Annotated in this window: 12 protein-coding genes and 1 pseudogene; 9 read left to right on the top strand and 4 right to left on the bottom strand. The window is 67.5% G+C overall.

The features are described from left to right. Positions 1 to 159: 159 nt before the first annotated feature. A pseudogene (locus ACE3Q6_RS13610) lies at positions 160 to 771 on the top strand (ThiF family adenylyltransferase); the annotation flags it as partial. 340 nt (positions 772 to 1,111) lie between these two features. On the opposite strand, the gene ACE3Q6_RS13605 reads toward ACE3Q6_RS13610, so the two are convergent. The 3 genes from ACE3Q6_RS13605 to ACE3Q6_RS13595 all read right to left on the bottom strand — a co-directional run bounded on the left by ACE3Q6_RS13605 (position 1,112) and on the right by ACE3Q6_RS13595 (position 3,770). Beyond that, a complete protein-coding gene (locus ACE3Q6_RS13605) occupies positions 1,112 to 2,485 on the bottom strand; it encodes an amidase (RefSeq protein WP_374433239.1) in 1,374 nt (457 codons plus the stop codon). A gap of 73 nt (positions 2,486 to 2,558) precedes the next feature. After that, positions 2,559 to 2,792, bottom strand: a complete 234-nt coding sequence (locus tag ACE3Q6_RS13600; protein WP_374433237.1) for a hypothetical protein — start codon at positions 2,790 to 2,792, stop codon at positions 2,559 to 2,561. 183 nt (positions 2,793 to 2,975) lie between these two features. Beyond that, positions 2,976 to 3,770, bottom strand: coding sequence for a class III extradiol ring-cleavage dioxygenase (locus ACE3Q6_RS13595; protein WP_374433235.1), 795 nt, complete (start codon positions 3,768 to 3,770; stop codon positions 2,976 to 2,978). 164 nt (positions 3,771 to 3,934) lie between these two features. Between ACE3Q6_RS13595 and ACE3Q6_RS13590 the strand changes: the two genes are divergently transcribed. From ACE3Q6_RS13590 to ACE3Q6_RS13575, 4 genes are all read left to right on the top strand, one after another. Then, entirely contained in the window at positions 3,935 to 4,720 is a 786-nt protein-coding gene (locus ACE3Q6_RS13590; RefSeq protein ID WP_374433232.1) for a transporter substrate-binding domain-containing protein, read from the top strand. Between the two features lie 34 nt (positions 4,721 to 4,754). Then, entirely contained in the window at positions 4,755 to 5,549 is a 795-nt protein-coding gene (locus tag ACE3Q6_RS13585) for an amino acid ABC transporter permease (RefSeq protein ID WP_374433230.1), read from the top strand. Positions 5,550 to 5,715: 166 nt separating this feature from the next. Continuing rightward, positions 5,716 to 7,725, top strand: a complete 2,010-nt coding sequence (locus ACE3Q6_RS13580; RefSeq protein ID WP_374433227.1) for a M3 family metallopeptidase — start codon at positions 5,716 to 5,718, stop codon at positions 7,723 to 7,725. 9 nt (positions 7,726 to 7,734) lie between these two features. Continuing rightward, positions 7,735 to 8,199, top strand: coding sequence for an MgtC/SapB family protein (locus ACE3Q6_RS13575; protein ID WP_374433225.1), 465 nt, complete (start codon positions 7,735 to 7,737; stop codon positions 8,197 to 8,199). Here the strand turns inward: ACE3Q6_RS13575 and ACE3Q6_RS13570 are convergent. After that, complete coding sequence (locus ACE3Q6_RS13570; protein ID WP_374433223.1) at positions 8,196 to 9,149, bottom strand: GlxA family transcriptional regulator; 954 nt, start codon at positions 9,147 to 9,149, stop codon at positions 8,196 to 8,198. The genes ACE3Q6_RS13575 and ACE3Q6_RS13570 overlap by 4 nt on opposite strands. Before the next feature lie 74 nt (positions 9,150 to 9,223). On the opposite strand from ACE3Q6_RS13570, the gene ACE3Q6_RS13565 reads away from it, so the two are divergent. Genes ACE3Q6_RS13565 through ACE3Q6_RS13550 form a run of 4 tightly spaced genes read left to right on the top strand, consistent with a single transcriptional unit; the run spans position 9,224 to position 13,254 of the window. Continuing rightward, on the top strand, positions 9,224 to 10,138 hold the full coding sequence (locus tag ACE3Q6_RS13565; RefSeq protein ID WP_374433219.1) for a 3-keto-5-aminohexanoate cleavage protein: 915 nt from the start codon (positions 9,224 to 9,226) through the stop codon (positions 10,136 to 10,138). Next, positions 10,135 to 10,611 carry a hypothetical protein gene (locus tag ACE3Q6_RS13560; RefSeq protein ID WP_374433218.1) on the top strand — a complete coding sequence of 159 codons (477 nt, stop codon included), beginning with the start codon at positions 10,135 to 10,137 and terminating at the stop codon, positions 10,609 to 10,611. The genes ACE3Q6_RS13565 and ACE3Q6_RS13560 overlap by 4 nt, the downstream gene beginning before the upstream one ends. A gap of 1 nt (position 10,612) precedes the next feature. Continuing rightward, positions 10,613 to 12,091: a carnitine 3-dehydrogenase gene (locus ACE3Q6_RS13555; RefSeq protein WP_374433216.1), complete on the top strand. Its 1,479-nt coding sequence runs from the start codon at positions 10,613 to 10,615 to the stop codon at positions 12,089 to 12,091. Continuing rightward, complete coding sequence (locus ACE3Q6_RS13550) at positions 12,091 to 13,254, top strand: acyl-CoA dehydrogenase family protein (RefSeq protein ID WP_374433214.1); 1,164 nt, start codon at positions 12,091 to 12,093, stop codon at positions 13,252 to 13,254. The genes ACE3Q6_RS13555 and ACE3Q6_RS13550 overlap by 1 nt, the downstream gene beginning before the upstream one ends. Positions 13,255 to 13,500: the final 246 nt, after the last annotated feature.

The raw sequence follows: 13,500 nt of genomic DNA, 5'->3' as shown, positions 1-13,500 counted from the left end.
TGCGCCACCACGCCGCCGCGCTGCGCGGCTGAAGCGCCGTGTTCGCGCCTTGGGGGGGGGCCGCACCCCCGTTTTGGGGCGGGGTGCGGTGGGGGGCCGCCACGCGCGGCCCGGGGCGCGGGGGGGGCGCCCCCCCCCCCCCCGGCCCGGCTGTCGCGGGCGGCGGCGGGGGGGGGGAGGATCGGGGTGATCGATCATGACGTGGTCGAGGGCTCGAACCTGCAGCGTCAGGTGATCCACACTGACGGGCGGATCGGGGTGCCGAAGGTCTTCTCGGCCGAAGCCGCGATGCGGGCGCTGAACCCGTTCATAGAGGTGCGGCCCTATCATCGGCGGCTCACCGAGGAGATCGCGGTGGACCTTGTCCGGGAGTACGACCTGGTGTTGGACGGGACGGATGATTTCGATACCCGGTATCTGGTGAACCGGGCCTGCGTGGCGGCGGGGGTGCCGCTGATTTCCGGCGCGATCACGCAGTGGGAGGGGCAGGTCTCGCTGTTCGACCCGGCCAAGGGCGGGCCGTGCTATGCCTGCGTCTTCCCGGTGAAGCCCGCGCCGGGGTTGGTGCCGACCTGTGCCGAGGCGGGGGTGGCGGCTCCGCTGCCGGGGGTGATCGGGTCCATGATGGCGATGGAGGCGGTGAAGTGGGTCACCGGGGCGGGGGAGACACTGGCGGGGCGGCTGATGATCCACGATGCGCTCTATATGGAGACGCGGGTGATCGGGGTGAAGAAGCGGGCCGATTGCGAGGTCTGCGGGGGGCGGCACTGAAGGGTGTCCACGGTGGACAAAGTCCGGAAGTGTTTTGCAATCAGTGGGTTAGGATTTTTTGTTTACCTGGTCTTAAGAATTGTAAAGGACGCCCCCCCCACCCCCATCCCCTCCCCACAGAGGGGGAGGGTACGTGCCTTGTGACCGGGCGGTTCGCGGGTCTGGTCGGATGTTGAATTGAGCGCTGACGCGCGAGCCTTTTGTCTCGCCTCTGGCCTGCGGCCAACCGGCTCGGGTGCCTCCGGCGGGGATATTTGGCGCCAGGTGAAAGGTATGGGTTTTGGTGACTTGATCCGGCGACCGTGAGTTTTTCCGGCGGAATGGTGCGCTGTAGCGGACCCTATGGGGTTACGGCAGGGATCTCGGGGGCGAGGAGGTCGGCGAGGTCGAGGAGGATGTGCTCGTTGCCCCGGTCGGCGAGGGCCTGGATGGCGATGGGGTGGGTTGGGGTGCGGCCCGTGGTGAGGGCGAGGCCTGGGAGGCCCATGAAGGGTGGGGCGATCTGGGGCATCTGGGCTTCGATCACCTTGGCGAAGGCCTGCGCGCTGGAGGTGTCGTAGTGGTCGGGGAAGGGGAGTTGGCCTGAGACGGGGGTCAGGAGGATCGGCCAGTCGGCGAAGAAGCCGCGCCAGAGGCGGGCGAGGCGGGCGCGGGACTGGAGCGCGCGCATGAAGGATTCGAGGGTGGGGGGCGGGGCGAGTTTGGTGAGTTCCCGGTGGACGAAAGTGGCGTCGGGGTCGGCTTCGCGGGCGATGGCCTCGGCCCCGCCCAGGCCGAATTCGGAGAGCCAGAGGGTGAGTTGCAGCTCCATCGCTTCGCGGAAGGGGGGGATCTGGGGGGTGCCGATTTCCCAGCCCTGGGCTTCCAGGGTCTTGGCCGCCTCGGTGAGGGCCTGCTGGATCGCGGGGTCGGTTTGCAGCCCGTCGGGGGTGAGGGCGAGGGCAGCGCGCTTGCGGTAGGGGGCGGGCGCAGCCGGGGTGTGCCAGGGGTCGCGCGGGTCGGGCTGGGAGAGGGCCTGGAGGCCGAGGCGGAGGTCGGCGGCGGAGCGGGCCAGCGGGCCGGAGACGGCCATGAGTTGCCCGCCGATCAGCCGGTCGCCTGCGGTGGCGTTGAAGGCCGGAACGCGGCCCAGGCCGGGGCGCAACCCGTGGATGCCGCAGGCGTAGGCGGGGTAGCGGATCGATCCGGCGATGTCGGTGCCGTGGGCGAGGGGGCCCATGCCTGCGGCGACGGCAGAGGCGGCGCCGCCGGAGGAGCCGCCCGGGGTCAGGGCGGGGAAGGCGGGGTTCCTTGTGGCGCCGTGGAGCGCGTTGCGGGTGAACCAGCGCAAGGAGAAGGCGGGGGTGTTGGTGCGCCCGACGATCACGGCGCCTGCACGGCGGAGGTTGGCGACGGGCGGGCTGTCTTCGGTGGCGATGAGGTTCGCCTGGATGCGCAGGCCGTTGGTGGTCGCAAAGCCGGCCTGGTCGATGTTGACCTTGACGGTGACCGGGACGCCGGCGAGGGGGCCGGGGTCTTCGCCATTCGCCAGCCGGGTGTCGAGGGCACGGGCCTCGGCCAGCGCGTCGTCGTCGCGGCGCTGGACGATGGCGTTGAGGGCGGGGTTCAGCCGGTCGATGCGGGCGAGGGTGGCCTTGGCTGCCTCTTCGGCGGAGAGCTGGCGGGATCGGATCAGGGCGGCGAGCGCGGACGCGGTCAGGGTGGCGGGGTCCATGTGGTCCTCCTTCTGGCGTCAGGGTGGACCGGATCGCCGGGCGAGGGAAGGGGGGAGCCGACCCCGGCCCGGATCAGGGCTGGGCCGCGCAGGTGCGGGTGGCCTCGCTGATGGCAAGGACGACCTTCTGCATCTCGGGACGGGCCGCGTCAGCGTTGGCGGCGGCAATCTCTTCGGGGGTCACGGCGCTGGCCATGCGGCTGTCGAAGCAGGCGCGGAGCGCGGTGGCCTGTGCGCCGTCCAGTCCAGCGGTGACCTGGCCGAGGCTGGCGGTGACGATACGGTCGTAGATCGAGCTGTCGGCCATCTCGCCGAAGAGGCTGGCAGCTGTAGGGTGGCAGGGTGTTCCGGCCGCCGCGCGCTGCCTTCACGCGGTCCCGCAGCGTGGTGCAGCCCCAGTCGCGCAGCGGGGCGGGCGGAAGCAAGCCGGGAGCCGCAGGGTGGGCTGCGCCCCGGACGGCGGGCGCCCGGAGCGGGAAGGGGTTTGGGGTCAGCCGATCCGGTAGCTCGACGCCGTGACGCCGCCGAAGAGGCCGGTGTCGTGATAGACCATCGTTGCCTTTTCCCCTTCGGCCGCGCCGAGGGCGGCGAAGAGGGGGACGAAGTGGTCTTCCTCCTTGTGGCAGGTGCGGGCGTAGGGGGCGTCCTCCCAGTGGATCAGGCGGTTGGTGCGGTCTGCGGGCGCGGCCGCCATCGTTTCGGCGAGCCAGGCGTCGAAGGCCTCGGACGGGACCTTGGCGCCGGGCCCGAAGAGCCGAAGGTTGTGGTAGGACAGGCCCGAGCCCACGATCAGCACACCTTCGTCACGCAGCGGCGCGAGGGCGCGGCCGAGGGCGAAGTGCTCCTCGGGCGAGTAGCCCTTGCGGAGCGAGACCTGGAAGAGCGGCATGTCGGCGTCGGGGTACATGACGAAGGCGGGCACGAAGGTGCCGTGGTCGTAGCCCTGCTTGGGGTCAAGCCGGACGGGCAGGCCCGCGGCCTTGATCAGGTCGTGCGCGCGCTGCGCCAGGGCTGGCGCGCCGGGGGCCTTGTACTGGATCTGGAAGGTGTGCGGGGGAAAGCCGTGGTAGTCGTAGACCATCGGCGGGTTCGCGCTGGACATGACGGCGAAGGCGTCGTCCTCCCAATGGCCGGAGATCATCAGGATCGCCTTGGGCCGTTCGGGCAGGTCCTTGACCATCTGGACGAAGGACGCCTCGAGGTTGGTGAACATGGCGCGCCAGTCGGGCATCCAGGGCCAGGGGCCGCCGCCGTGGCTGATGAAATAGGTGGGCATACGGGTCATCTGCGTCTCCATCTTTGCGGGGAAAATGGGCGATTGGGGCGCGCGGTGCAATTCTGCGCGCGGGGCGTGATCGAGTGCATGAATGCACAGTGGCCGACCGGCTTGCATCGCCGTGGTGGCATGGCATAGTCGGGATTTGATCAATCAGCCCCGGAGACTGACCGATGAAACTGACCGCTGCTGCCCTTGCCGCACTTGCCGCGCTGACCCTGCCTGCCGTGGCGCAGGACCTGCCGGACCTTGGCGGGAAGGAGGTCGTCGTGGTGACCGAGAACGCCTATCCGCCGCTGCAGTTCCTGGACAAGGACGGGGCGGCCGTGGGCTGGGAATATGACGCGATGGCCGAGATCGCCAAGCGGCTGAACATCACGGTCAAGTACGAGAACACCTCGTGGGACGCGATGATCCCGGCGGTGAGCGAAGGCCAGTACGACATCGGCATGACCGGCATCACCATCAAGGACGAGCGGAAGGAGAAGGTCGACTTCTCGGAGCCCTACATGCGGTCGGAGATGCTGATGATCGTGCGGGGGGACGAGGAGCGGTTCACCGATGCGGCGTCCTTCGCGGCCGATCCGGAGCTGCTGGTTTCGGCCCAGCCGGGGACTTCGCCCTTCTATGCGGCGGTCTACAACATCCTGGACGGGAACGAGGAAAACCCGCGGATCATCAAGTTCGAGACCTTCGGGGCGGGGCTTGAGGCGTTGAAGGCGGGCGACGTGGACCTGACGCTGTCGGATTCGACGGCGGCCAACGGCTATGTCGCGGCGTCGAACGGCGGGCTGAAGATCATCGGCGAGCCGCTGGCGTCGGAAGACTTCGGCTTCATCTTCCCCAAGGGGTCCGAATTGGTCGCGCCGATCAACGCGGCGATTGCTTCGATGAAGGCTGACGGGACCCTGGATGCGCTGAACCAGAAGTGGTTCGTCGAATACAAGATGGGCGAATGAAGGCCGGCCCCCGGGGAATCCCGGGGGCATCCGCATGACCCCAAACGCCGAACCCGAGAAGGACTTTCCCTGGTGGCTGGTGATCCTTGCGGTCACCGGCCTTTGGCTTTTGTACAAGATGCTGGCCGACCCCTTCTATGCGGGGGCGCTGGCGGTCCTGTCCAAGGGGCTGGTGGTGACGCTGGCGGTGGCGGTGGTGGCCTATCTCGGGGCGTGCTGCATCGGGCTGGGGCTGGCGGTGATGGGGATGTCTCGCCACCTGGTGCTTCGCCAGGCGGCGCGGCTTTACATCGAGGTGATGCGGGGCGTGCCGATCATCGTGTTGCTCCTCTACGTCGCCTTCGTGCTGGTGCCGGGGGTGGTGGCCGGGGTGAATGCGCTGGCGGGCGACGAGGTGATGCGGACCCGCGACGTGCCGCTTCTTTGGCGGGCGGTCCTGGCGCTGATGCTGGCATACTCCGCCTTCCTGGCCGAGATCTTCCGGGCCGGTCTGCAGGCGGTGGACAAGGGTCAGATCGAGGCGGCGATGGCCTTGGGACTGAACGGCTGGCAGCGCTTCCGTCATGTTCGATTTCCTCAAGCTTTCCGGCTGATTTTGCCGCCGTTGGGCAATGATTTTGTGGCAATGGTGAAAGACTCGAGCCTGGTCGCGGTGCTGGGGATCTCGGACGTCGCGCAGCTGGCGAAGGTCACGGCGGCGGGGAACTTCCGGTATTTCGAGACCTACAACGTGGCGGCCTTCCTGTATCTGGTGATGACCATCGGGCTGTCCTTGCTGCTTCGCCGGTTCGAGGCGCGGATGCGGTCGCGCGGGCGGGACGGCAATTGATCGGAGCGCTGGCGCGCAAGTCTTTTGTCTCGTCGTCGGGCTGCGCCTCCTCCTCGGTTGATGGGGGTTTCACCCCAAACCCCCAGGATATTTCCGCCAGCATGAAAGGGCATGGGTGGACCTTGGTTCAGCGCGGGCCTAGCTTCGCCGGCAAAGGAGATTTGCGATGAACGTTCTTCTGGAAAACTGGGATACTCCGTTCGGGCTGCCGCCCTTTGCCCGGATCAAGGATGAGGATTTCGGGCCGGCTTTCGACGAGGCTCTGGGCCGCGCCCGGGCGGCGATTGGCGCGATCGCGGACGGGCCGGGGACCAGCTTTGCCGAGGTGATCGAGGCGCTGGAGCTGGCGGAAGGGGACCTCGACCGGGTGGCGGGGGTTTTCTACAACCTGGCCGGGGCCGACAGCACCGAGGCCCGCGAGGCGCTGATGCGGGAGCTGGCGCCGAAGATGTCGGCGTTTTCGTCGGAAGTGACGAACAACAAGACCCTCTTCGCCAAGATCGAGGCGCTCTGGCAGGGGCGCGAAGGCTTGGGGCTTTCTCCCGAGCAGTTGCGCGTGCTGGACCTTTACCGGCGGATGTTCGTCCGGTCGGGCGCGGCGCTGGAGGGGGAGGCGGCCGAGCGGTTGACGGCGGTCAAGGCGCGGCTGGCGGTTCTGGGGACGCAGTTCGGGCAGAACCTGCTGGCGGATGAGCGGTCGTGGTCGATGGAATTGTCCGAGGCTGACCTGGCGGCGCTGCCCGGCTTTGTCCAAGATGCCGCGCGGGCGGCGGGGGTGGAGAAGGGCACGGGGCCGGTCGTCACGCTGAGCCGGTCGCTGATCGTGCCTTTCCTGCAGTTTTCGCCGAACCGTGCGCTGCGGGAGAAGGCCTATGAGGCCTGGGTTGCTCGGGGTGCGAACGGCGGCGAGACGGACAACCGGGCCATCGCGGCCGAGATCCTGGCGCTGCGGCATGAGCGGGCGCAGCTGTTGGGTTACCCGGACTTTGCGGCCTTCAAGCTGGAGCCGGAGATGGCGAAGACGCCGGAGGCGGTGCGGGACCTCTTGATGCGGGTCTGGTCTCCTGCGCGAGGGAAGGCGCTGGCGGATGCAGGCGTCCTGGAGGCGATGCTGAAAGCGGACGGGTTCGTGGGGCCGCTGGAGCCCTGGGACTGGCGCTATTATTCGGAAAAGCGGCGCAAGGCCGAGCATGACCTGGATGAGGCGGCGCTGAAGCCCTACCTCTCGCTGGAGGCGATGCTGGGGGCGATGTTTGATTGCTCCGCGCGCCTCTTTGGGCTGGAATTCCGCGAGATCGAGGGTCCGTTCTACCATCCGGACGTGCGTGGCTGGGAAGTTACCCGTGGCGGTAACCACGTGGCGGTGTTCCTGGGCGACTACTTCGCGCGGGGGTCCAAGCGGTCGGGGGCCTGGTGTTCCGCCATGCGCTCGCAGCGGAAGCTGGGCGGAGACCAGCGGCCCATCGTGGTGAACGTCTGCAACTTCGCCAAGGGTGACCCCTGCCTTCTGTCCTATGACGACGCGCGCACGCTCTTCCACGAATTCGGCCATGCCCTGCACCAGATGCTGTCGGACGTGACCTATGGGTTCATCAGCGGGACCTCCGTGGCGCGGGACTTCGTGGAGCTGCCGAGCCAGCTTTATGAGCACTGGCTGGAGGTGCCCTCGGTTCTGGAAGCCCATGCGCGGCACCATGAGACGGGGGAGCCGATGCCCGCCGACATGCTGAAGCGGCTTCTGGATGCGGGGACCTATGACCAGGGCTTTGCGACGGTGGAGTTCGTCTCCTCGGCGCTGGTGGACCTGGAGTTCCATACCGGGGCGCCTCCGGCGGACCCGATGCAGAAACAGGCGGAGGTGCTGGAAGGCCTGGGGATGCCGCGCGCGATCCGGATGCGCCATGCGACGCCGCATTTTGCGCATGTGTTCAGCGGCGACGGCTATTCGGCGGGCTACTACAGCTACATGTGGTCCGAGGTGATGGACGCCGATGCCTTCGCGGCCTTCGAGGAGACGGGGGATGCCTTCGACCCGGAAACCGCCCGGAAGCTGGAGCGTTACATCCTGAGCGCGGGGGGTTCGGAAGAAGCCGAGGCGCTGTATCTGAAGTTCCGCGGCAAGATGCCGGGGGTCGAGGCGCTGCTCAAGGGCCGGGGGCTTCTGGACGCGGCCTGAGGGGGTGGAATGGACCTGTTGCGGACCTGGGACTCGGAGCAGGCGCTGGCGCATCTGATCGCGCTGGCGGTCGCCTATGTCCTGGCCTTGCCAATCGGCTGGAACCGCGAGCGCGAGGAGCGGAGCGCGGGGCTGCGGACCTTTCCGCTGGTGGCGATGGCCGCCTGCGGCTTCGTGATGATCGCGAACGAGGTGCTGGGGCCGGACAGCCAGCAGCATTCGCGCATCCTCGAGGGGCTGATGACCGGGATCGGCTTCGTCGGCGGGGGTGCGATCCTGAAGCAGGGCGACCGGGCGAAGGGGACGGCGACGGCGGCCAGCCTCTGGGCCACGGGGGCGATCGGGGCGGCGGTGGGTTATGGCCAGCTGGATATCGCGGTGATCCTGAGCCTGGTGACGGTCCTGACGCTGGTGCTGATGACGCCCTTGCGGCGCGTGGTGCAGGAGCGGGTGGAGGAGGACGACGCCTCTTAGCGCAAGGCACTGGGCGGCTGGCCGAACCGGGCGCGGAAGGCGCGGGAGAGGGTCGAGGGGCTGGAGAAGCCGGTCCTGAGGGCCACTTCGGCGATGGGGTGTCTGGTGTCGGTCAGCATCCGCCGGGCGGCCTGGAGGCGCAGGTCCAGCGCGTGGGCCGCGGGGGTGGTGCCGAGGGCCGTCTTGAAGAGCGACTCCAGGCGTCTTGATGATAGGCCGACGGCCTTTGCGGTGTCTGCTGCGGGTTCAGGGGTATCGATGCGGGCCTCCATCCGAGCCAGCGCGGCGGCGACGCGCGGGTCGAGCGCGGGGTCCTGGGGGGTGACTTGCGGCTCATGCCCCGGGCGGTGGGTCGCAAGGAAGCTGGCGGCGACCTGACGGGCGAGGGCGGCTCCGTGGCGGGAACGGATCAGGTGAAGCATGAAGTCCTGCGCGGGGGCGGCCCCGCTGATGGTCACGCGGTTGCGGTCGATCACGAAGCGGTCGGAGACGACGTCGATATGCGGGTGGGCGGCGGCGAGGTCCTCGAGGTCCTCCCAGTGCACGGTGGCGCGGTGGCCGTCGAGGAGGCCGGCGCGGGCCAGGACCCAAGGGGCGGCGTCGATGCCTCCCACAAGCTGGAAGCGGGGAGCGATGCGGCGGAGGTCGCGGATCAGGGGGCGGGTGGCGACTTCGGCCAGGCGGTAGCCGGCGATGACGATAAGCGCGTCGGCTCCGACCGCGTGGGAGAGGGGGCCGGAGGAGGGGAGTGAGATGCCGCAGGTCAGGGGGACGGGGGCTCCGTCGGGGGAGACGACGCGCCAGCGGTAGGCCTCGTGACCCAGGTGGCGGTTGGCGTTCCTCAGGGGGTCGAGGGCGCTTGCCACTTCCAGGATGGAGGCCTGGGGAAGCACGAGAAGCGCGATGGTCAGGGGATCGCGGGCAGGCTGGAAGATCGCGTTTTCCGTCATGCAGATTTCGTAAAGTGCAAAGCGGCGGCGCGCAAGGCGGCTATGGTGGGGGAAAGCCCTAGGGGAGGTCCGCGATGCCGCTGAACATGAACAAGGAAGTCTTCATCACCTGCGCCGTGACGGGGTCGGGGGGGACGCAGGACCGCTCGCCCCACGTGCCGCGCAGCCCGAAGCAGATTGCCGAGAGTGCGATTGCCGCGGCCAAGGCGGGGGCGGCGGTGGTGCATTGCCACGTGCGGGACCCGGAGACGGGGAAGCCCAGCCGCAAGCTGGAATACTACCGCGAGGTGACGGAGCGCATTCGCGACTCGGATACCGACGTGGTGCTGAACCTGACCGCCGGGATGGGCGGCGACATGTATTTCGACGGCACCGAGAAGATGACCGAGATGGCCGCGATCTCGGACATGTGCGGGGCCGAGGAGCGGGTGGCGCATATCGTCGAATGCCGGCCGGAGATTTGTACGCTCGACTGCGGCACGATGAACTTTGCCGAGGCGGACTACGTGATGGTCAACACCCCCGGCATGCTGCGCGACATGGCGAAGCGGATGACGGCGGCGGGGGTGCGGATCGAGATCGAGGCCTTCGACACGGGGCATCTGTGGCTGGCAAAACAGCTGCACTCCGAGGGCGTGATCCCCGACCCCGTGCTGGTGCAGCTCTGCATGGGCGTTCCGTGGGGGGCTCCGGATGACCTGAACACCTTCATGGCGATGGTGAACAACGTGCCTCAGGGCTGGCACTTCAGCGCCTTTGGGCTGGGGCGGAACGAGATGGCCTATGTCGCGGCGGCGACCATTGCGGGCGGGAACGTACGGGTGGGTCTGGAGGACAACCTCTGGCTCGAGAAGGGGGTCCTGGCGACCAATGCCCAGCTGGTCGAGCGCGCGGCGACGATCATCGAGAACCTGGGTGCGCGGGTGATTACTCCGGCCGAAGTGCGGGCGAAGCTGAAGCTGGAGAAGCGGGCTCCGGTAGGGAAATGAAGGCGCTTCTTGCGGCATTCTGTCTGGTCGGCCAGGCGGCAGCGGCCGAGTGCGTTGTCTTGGGCGATCTGGGTTATGTCGTCCCGCTTGACCTTCCCTATGACAAGGTTGTTGGCGAGCAGGAGGTGACGCTGGATCTTACCGCAACAGGTCTTGCGTTTACAGAAGTCAGCTTCTTTACATTTTCCGCGTTGGACTCGTTGGAGCCCTCGACGCTCGACACCAAAGCGCTGCCGAATGGCCTCAAGACCAAAGCGCTGCCGAATGGCCTCAAGCTGCATTATTCCACAGTCGTCGCCCCGTTAGGGGGGAATGCTGGCTCGCTTGCTACACTGGCCGGCTGGTTGGAGGGCGACATCCGATTGGGCGTCAGCTGCATGTCGCAAGAGGAAACTCCGAACCCGGAATGGTGTCTGCCGATTCTGGAAAAGCTTCGTCCCGAAGCTGACGGCTGCGAAAAGAAAGAGGACTGACATGGCACGCAAGGCGGCAATCATCGGGGGCGGGGTTATCGGCGGCGGCTGGGCTGCCCGGTTCCTGCTGAACGGGTGGGACGTGGGGGTGTTCGACCCCGATCCCGAGGCGGAGCGGAAGATCGCGGCGGTCATGGCCAACGCCCGGGCGGCTTTGCCTGCGCTGTCCGACGTGCCGATGCCGCCCGAGGGGAAGCTGACGTTCCACGGCACCATCGGTGAGGCGGTGGAGGGTGCGGAATACGTGCAGGAGTCTGTCTCGGAACGGATCGAGCTGAAGCACAAGGTCTATGCCCAGCTGCAGCAGGCCAATCCGGGGGTGCTGATCGGCTCTTCGACCTCGGGCTTCAAGGCGTCCGACCTGCAGAAGGGAAGCCCCGCGCCGGAGAACATCATCGTCGCGCATCCGTTCAACCCGGTTTACCTGCTGCCGTTGTCGGAGGTTTCGGGGTCGGAGAAGAACCCTCCGGCGGTCGTGGAAAAGACCGTGCAGATCATGAAGGACATCGGGATGTTCCCCCTGGTGATCCGCCACGAGATCGACGCCTTCATCGGCAACCGCTTCCTGGAAGCCGTCTGGCGCGAGGCGCTGTGGATGCTGAAGGACGGGATCGCCACCACCGAAGAGATCGACGAGGCGATCCGCATGGGCTTTGGCCTGCGCTGGGGGCAGATGGGCCTGTTCGAGACCTACCGCATTGCCGGCGGCGAGGCCGGGATGCGGCACTTCATGGCCCAGTTCGGCCCGGCGCTGAAATGGCCCTGGACGAAGCTGATGGACGTGCCGGAGTTCAACGACGAGCTGGTGGACCTGGTGGCGAACCAGTCCGACGCGCAGTCCGGGATGTATGGCATCCGCGAGCTGGAGCGCATCCGCGACCGGAACCTGGTGGGCTTCCTGCGCGCCTTGAAGGAACGGAACTGGGGGGCTGGGAAGGTCCTGAAGGAGCACGATGAGCGCCGTGCGGCCGCCTTCCATGCCGAGATGCAGAAAGGCCTCGATACGGGGGCAAAGGCAGCTCCGCTGGTCATGTGGCAGGGGCAGGTCCTGCCGGGCTGGATCGACTACAACGGCCACATGACGGAAAGCCGCTATTATTTTGCGAACTCCGAGACGGTCGACAACTTCCTGCGCATGATCGGCGCGGGGATGGATTACGTGGCGGCGGGGCACTCCTATTACTCGGCAGAGACGCATATCCGCCATCTGGGCGAGGCGAAGCTGGGGGATCAGCTGCGCGGGGAGCTGCAGATCATTTCGGCGGACGAGAAGCGGTTCCGGTCCTTCGTGCGGATCATGAAGGGTGAAACCTGCGTGGCGACGGTGGAGCAGCTGTGCCTGCACGTCGACATGAGGGCGGGCAAGACGGTTCCGGCCTCGGCGGAGGTCTGGGGACGGTTGCAGGCGGTCGCGCAGGCCCATGCCGGGTTGCCGCTACCCGAGGGCGCGGGGCGGGCTGTCGGACAAGCGAGGGCGTGATGGATTTCGGACTGACCGAAGAACAGCGGATGATCGTCGACACGACGCGGGCCTTCGTGGAGACCGAGCTTTATCCGCATGAACAAAGGGTCGAGCGGACCGGGGTGCTGCCGCTGGAGCTGATCAAAGAGATCCAGCAGAAGGCGATGGCGGCGGGGCTTTATGCCGCGAACATGCCGGTCGAGGTCGGGGGGGCGGGGCTCGATACGCTGTCCTGGCTGCTCTACGAAAAGGAACTGGGCCGGGCGAACTACGCGCTCCACTGGACCTGCGTGGCGCGGCCGTCGAACATCCTGCTGGCGGGGAATGCCGAGCAGCGCGAGCGGTATCTGATGCCCTGCATCCGGGGCGAGACCTGGGATTGCCTCGCCATGACCGAACCCGGCGCGGGGTCGGATTTGCGGGGCATGAAGGCTTCGGCGCGCCTGGATGGCGGGGACTGGGTGCTGAACGGGACGAAGCATTTCATTTCGCACGCGGACCTCGCGGGGTTTGCGATCGTCTTCATGGCAAGTGGCGAGGAACAGACCCCGAAGGGTGCGAAGAAGCTGATCACGGCGTTCTTCGTGGACAAGGGGACCCCGGGCTTCACGGTGCGCGAGGGGTATCGCAACGTCTCGCACCGCGGCTACACGAACGCGGTGCTGGAGTTCGACGACTGCCGCGTTCCGGCGGCGAACGTGCTGGGCGAGGTGCACAAGGGGTTCGAGGTCGCGAACTCCTGGCTGGGCGCGACGCGGTTGCAGGTGGCTTCGACCTGCCTGGGGCGGGCGGAGCGGGCGCTGGGGCATGCGGTGGCCTATGCGGCCGAGCGGAAGCAGTTCGGCCAGCAGATCGGCAAGTTCCAGGGGGTGTCGTTCAAGCTGGCCGACATGGCGATGGAGCTGAAGGCGGCGGAGTTGCTGACGCGGGAAGCGGCCTGGAAATACGATCAGGGCACGGTCACCGAGGCCGACATGTCGATGGCGAAGCTCAAGGCGACCGAGGTCCTGGCGATGGTGGCGGACGAGGCGATCCAGATCCACGGCGGCATGGGGTTGATGGACGAGCTGCCCTTGGAGCGGATCTGGCGGGACAGCCGGGTGGAGCGGATCTGGGAGGGCACGTCCGAGATCCAGCGGCACATCATCAGCCGGGAATTGCTGAGGGCGGTCGGGGGATGAACCGTCGGACCGGGGGCCAGCCCCCGGACCCCCGGGATATTTGAGGACGAAGAATGCAGGCTTTTCCAGTTTTCGGTAACCGCGCGTTAACGTTAATGCGCGATTCTGTGCACACGGTACAGGCGGGGACGCCGATGACCGTGACGTGGAATGGCACCTCGCTTCGGGCTCCGGGGCGGGGTGTTCTCATTCTTCGTCCCCAAATATCCCGGGGGTCCGGGGGCTGGCCCCCGGCGCTTGATGCAG

It is taken from the genome of Tabrizicola sp. (assembly GCF_041913445.1).
Taxonomy (GTDB): Bacteria; Pseudomonadota; Alphaproteobacteria; order Rhodobacterales; family Rhodobacteraceae; genus Tabrizicola.
The sequence above is the reverse complement of the archived record's forward strand: the minus strand, read 5'-3'. Positions and strand labels throughout refer to the sequence as shown.

What these genes read in the sequence shown, in the direction of transcription:
- ACE3Q6_RS13605 (WP_374433239.1), bottom strand. Translation starts at nt 2,485, where the DNA reads ATGGACCCCGCCACCCTGACCGCGTCCGCGCTCGCCGCCCTGATCCGA.
- ACE3Q6_RS13600 (WP_374433237.1), bottom strand. Translation starts at nt 2,792, where the DNA reads ATGGCCGACAGCTCGATCTACGACCGTATCGTCACCGCCAGCCTCGGC.
- ACE3Q6_RS13595 (WP_374433235.1), bottom strand. Translation starts at nt 3,770, where the DNA reads ATGACCCGTATGCCCACCTATTTCATCAGCCACGGCGGCGGCCCCTGG.
- ACE3Q6_RS13590 (WP_374433232.1), top strand. Translation starts at nt 3,935, where the DNA reads ATGAAACTGACCGCTGCTGCCCTTGCCGCACTTGCCGCGCTGACCCTG.
- ACE3Q6_RS13585 (WP_374433230.1), top strand. Translation starts at nt 4,755, where the DNA reads ATGACCCCAAACGCCGAACCCGAGAAGGACTTTCCCTGGTGGCTGGTG.
- ACE3Q6_RS13580 (WP_374433227.1), top strand. Translation starts at nt 5,716, where the DNA reads ATGAACGTTCTTCTGGAAAACTGGGATACTCCGTTCGGGCTGCCGCCC.
- ACE3Q6_RS13575 (WP_374433225.1), top strand. Translation starts at nt 7,735, where the DNA reads ATGGACCTGTTGCGGACCTGGGACTCGGAGCAGGCGCTGGCGCATCTG.
- ACE3Q6_RS13570 (WP_374433223.1), bottom strand. Translation starts at nt 9,149, where the DNA reads ATGACGGAAAACGCGATCTTCCAGCCTGCCCGCGATCCCCTGACCATC.
- ACE3Q6_RS13565 (WP_374433219.1), top strand. Translation starts at nt 9,224, where the DNA reads ATGCCGCTGAACATGAACAAGGAAGTCTTCATCACCTGCGCCGTGACG.
- ACE3Q6_RS13560 (WP_374433218.1), top strand. Translation starts at nt 10,135, where the DNA reads ATGAAGGCGCTTCTTGCGGCATTCTGTCTGGTCGGCCAGGCGGCAGCG.
- ACE3Q6_RS13555 (WP_374433216.1), top strand. Translation starts at nt 10,613, where the DNA reads ATGGCACGCAAGGCGGCAATCATCGGGGGCGGGGTTATCGGCGGCGGC.
- ACE3Q6_RS13550 (WP_374433214.1), top strand. Translation starts at nt 12,091, where the DNA reads ATGGATTTCGGACTGACCGAAGAACAGCGGATGATCGTCGACACGACG.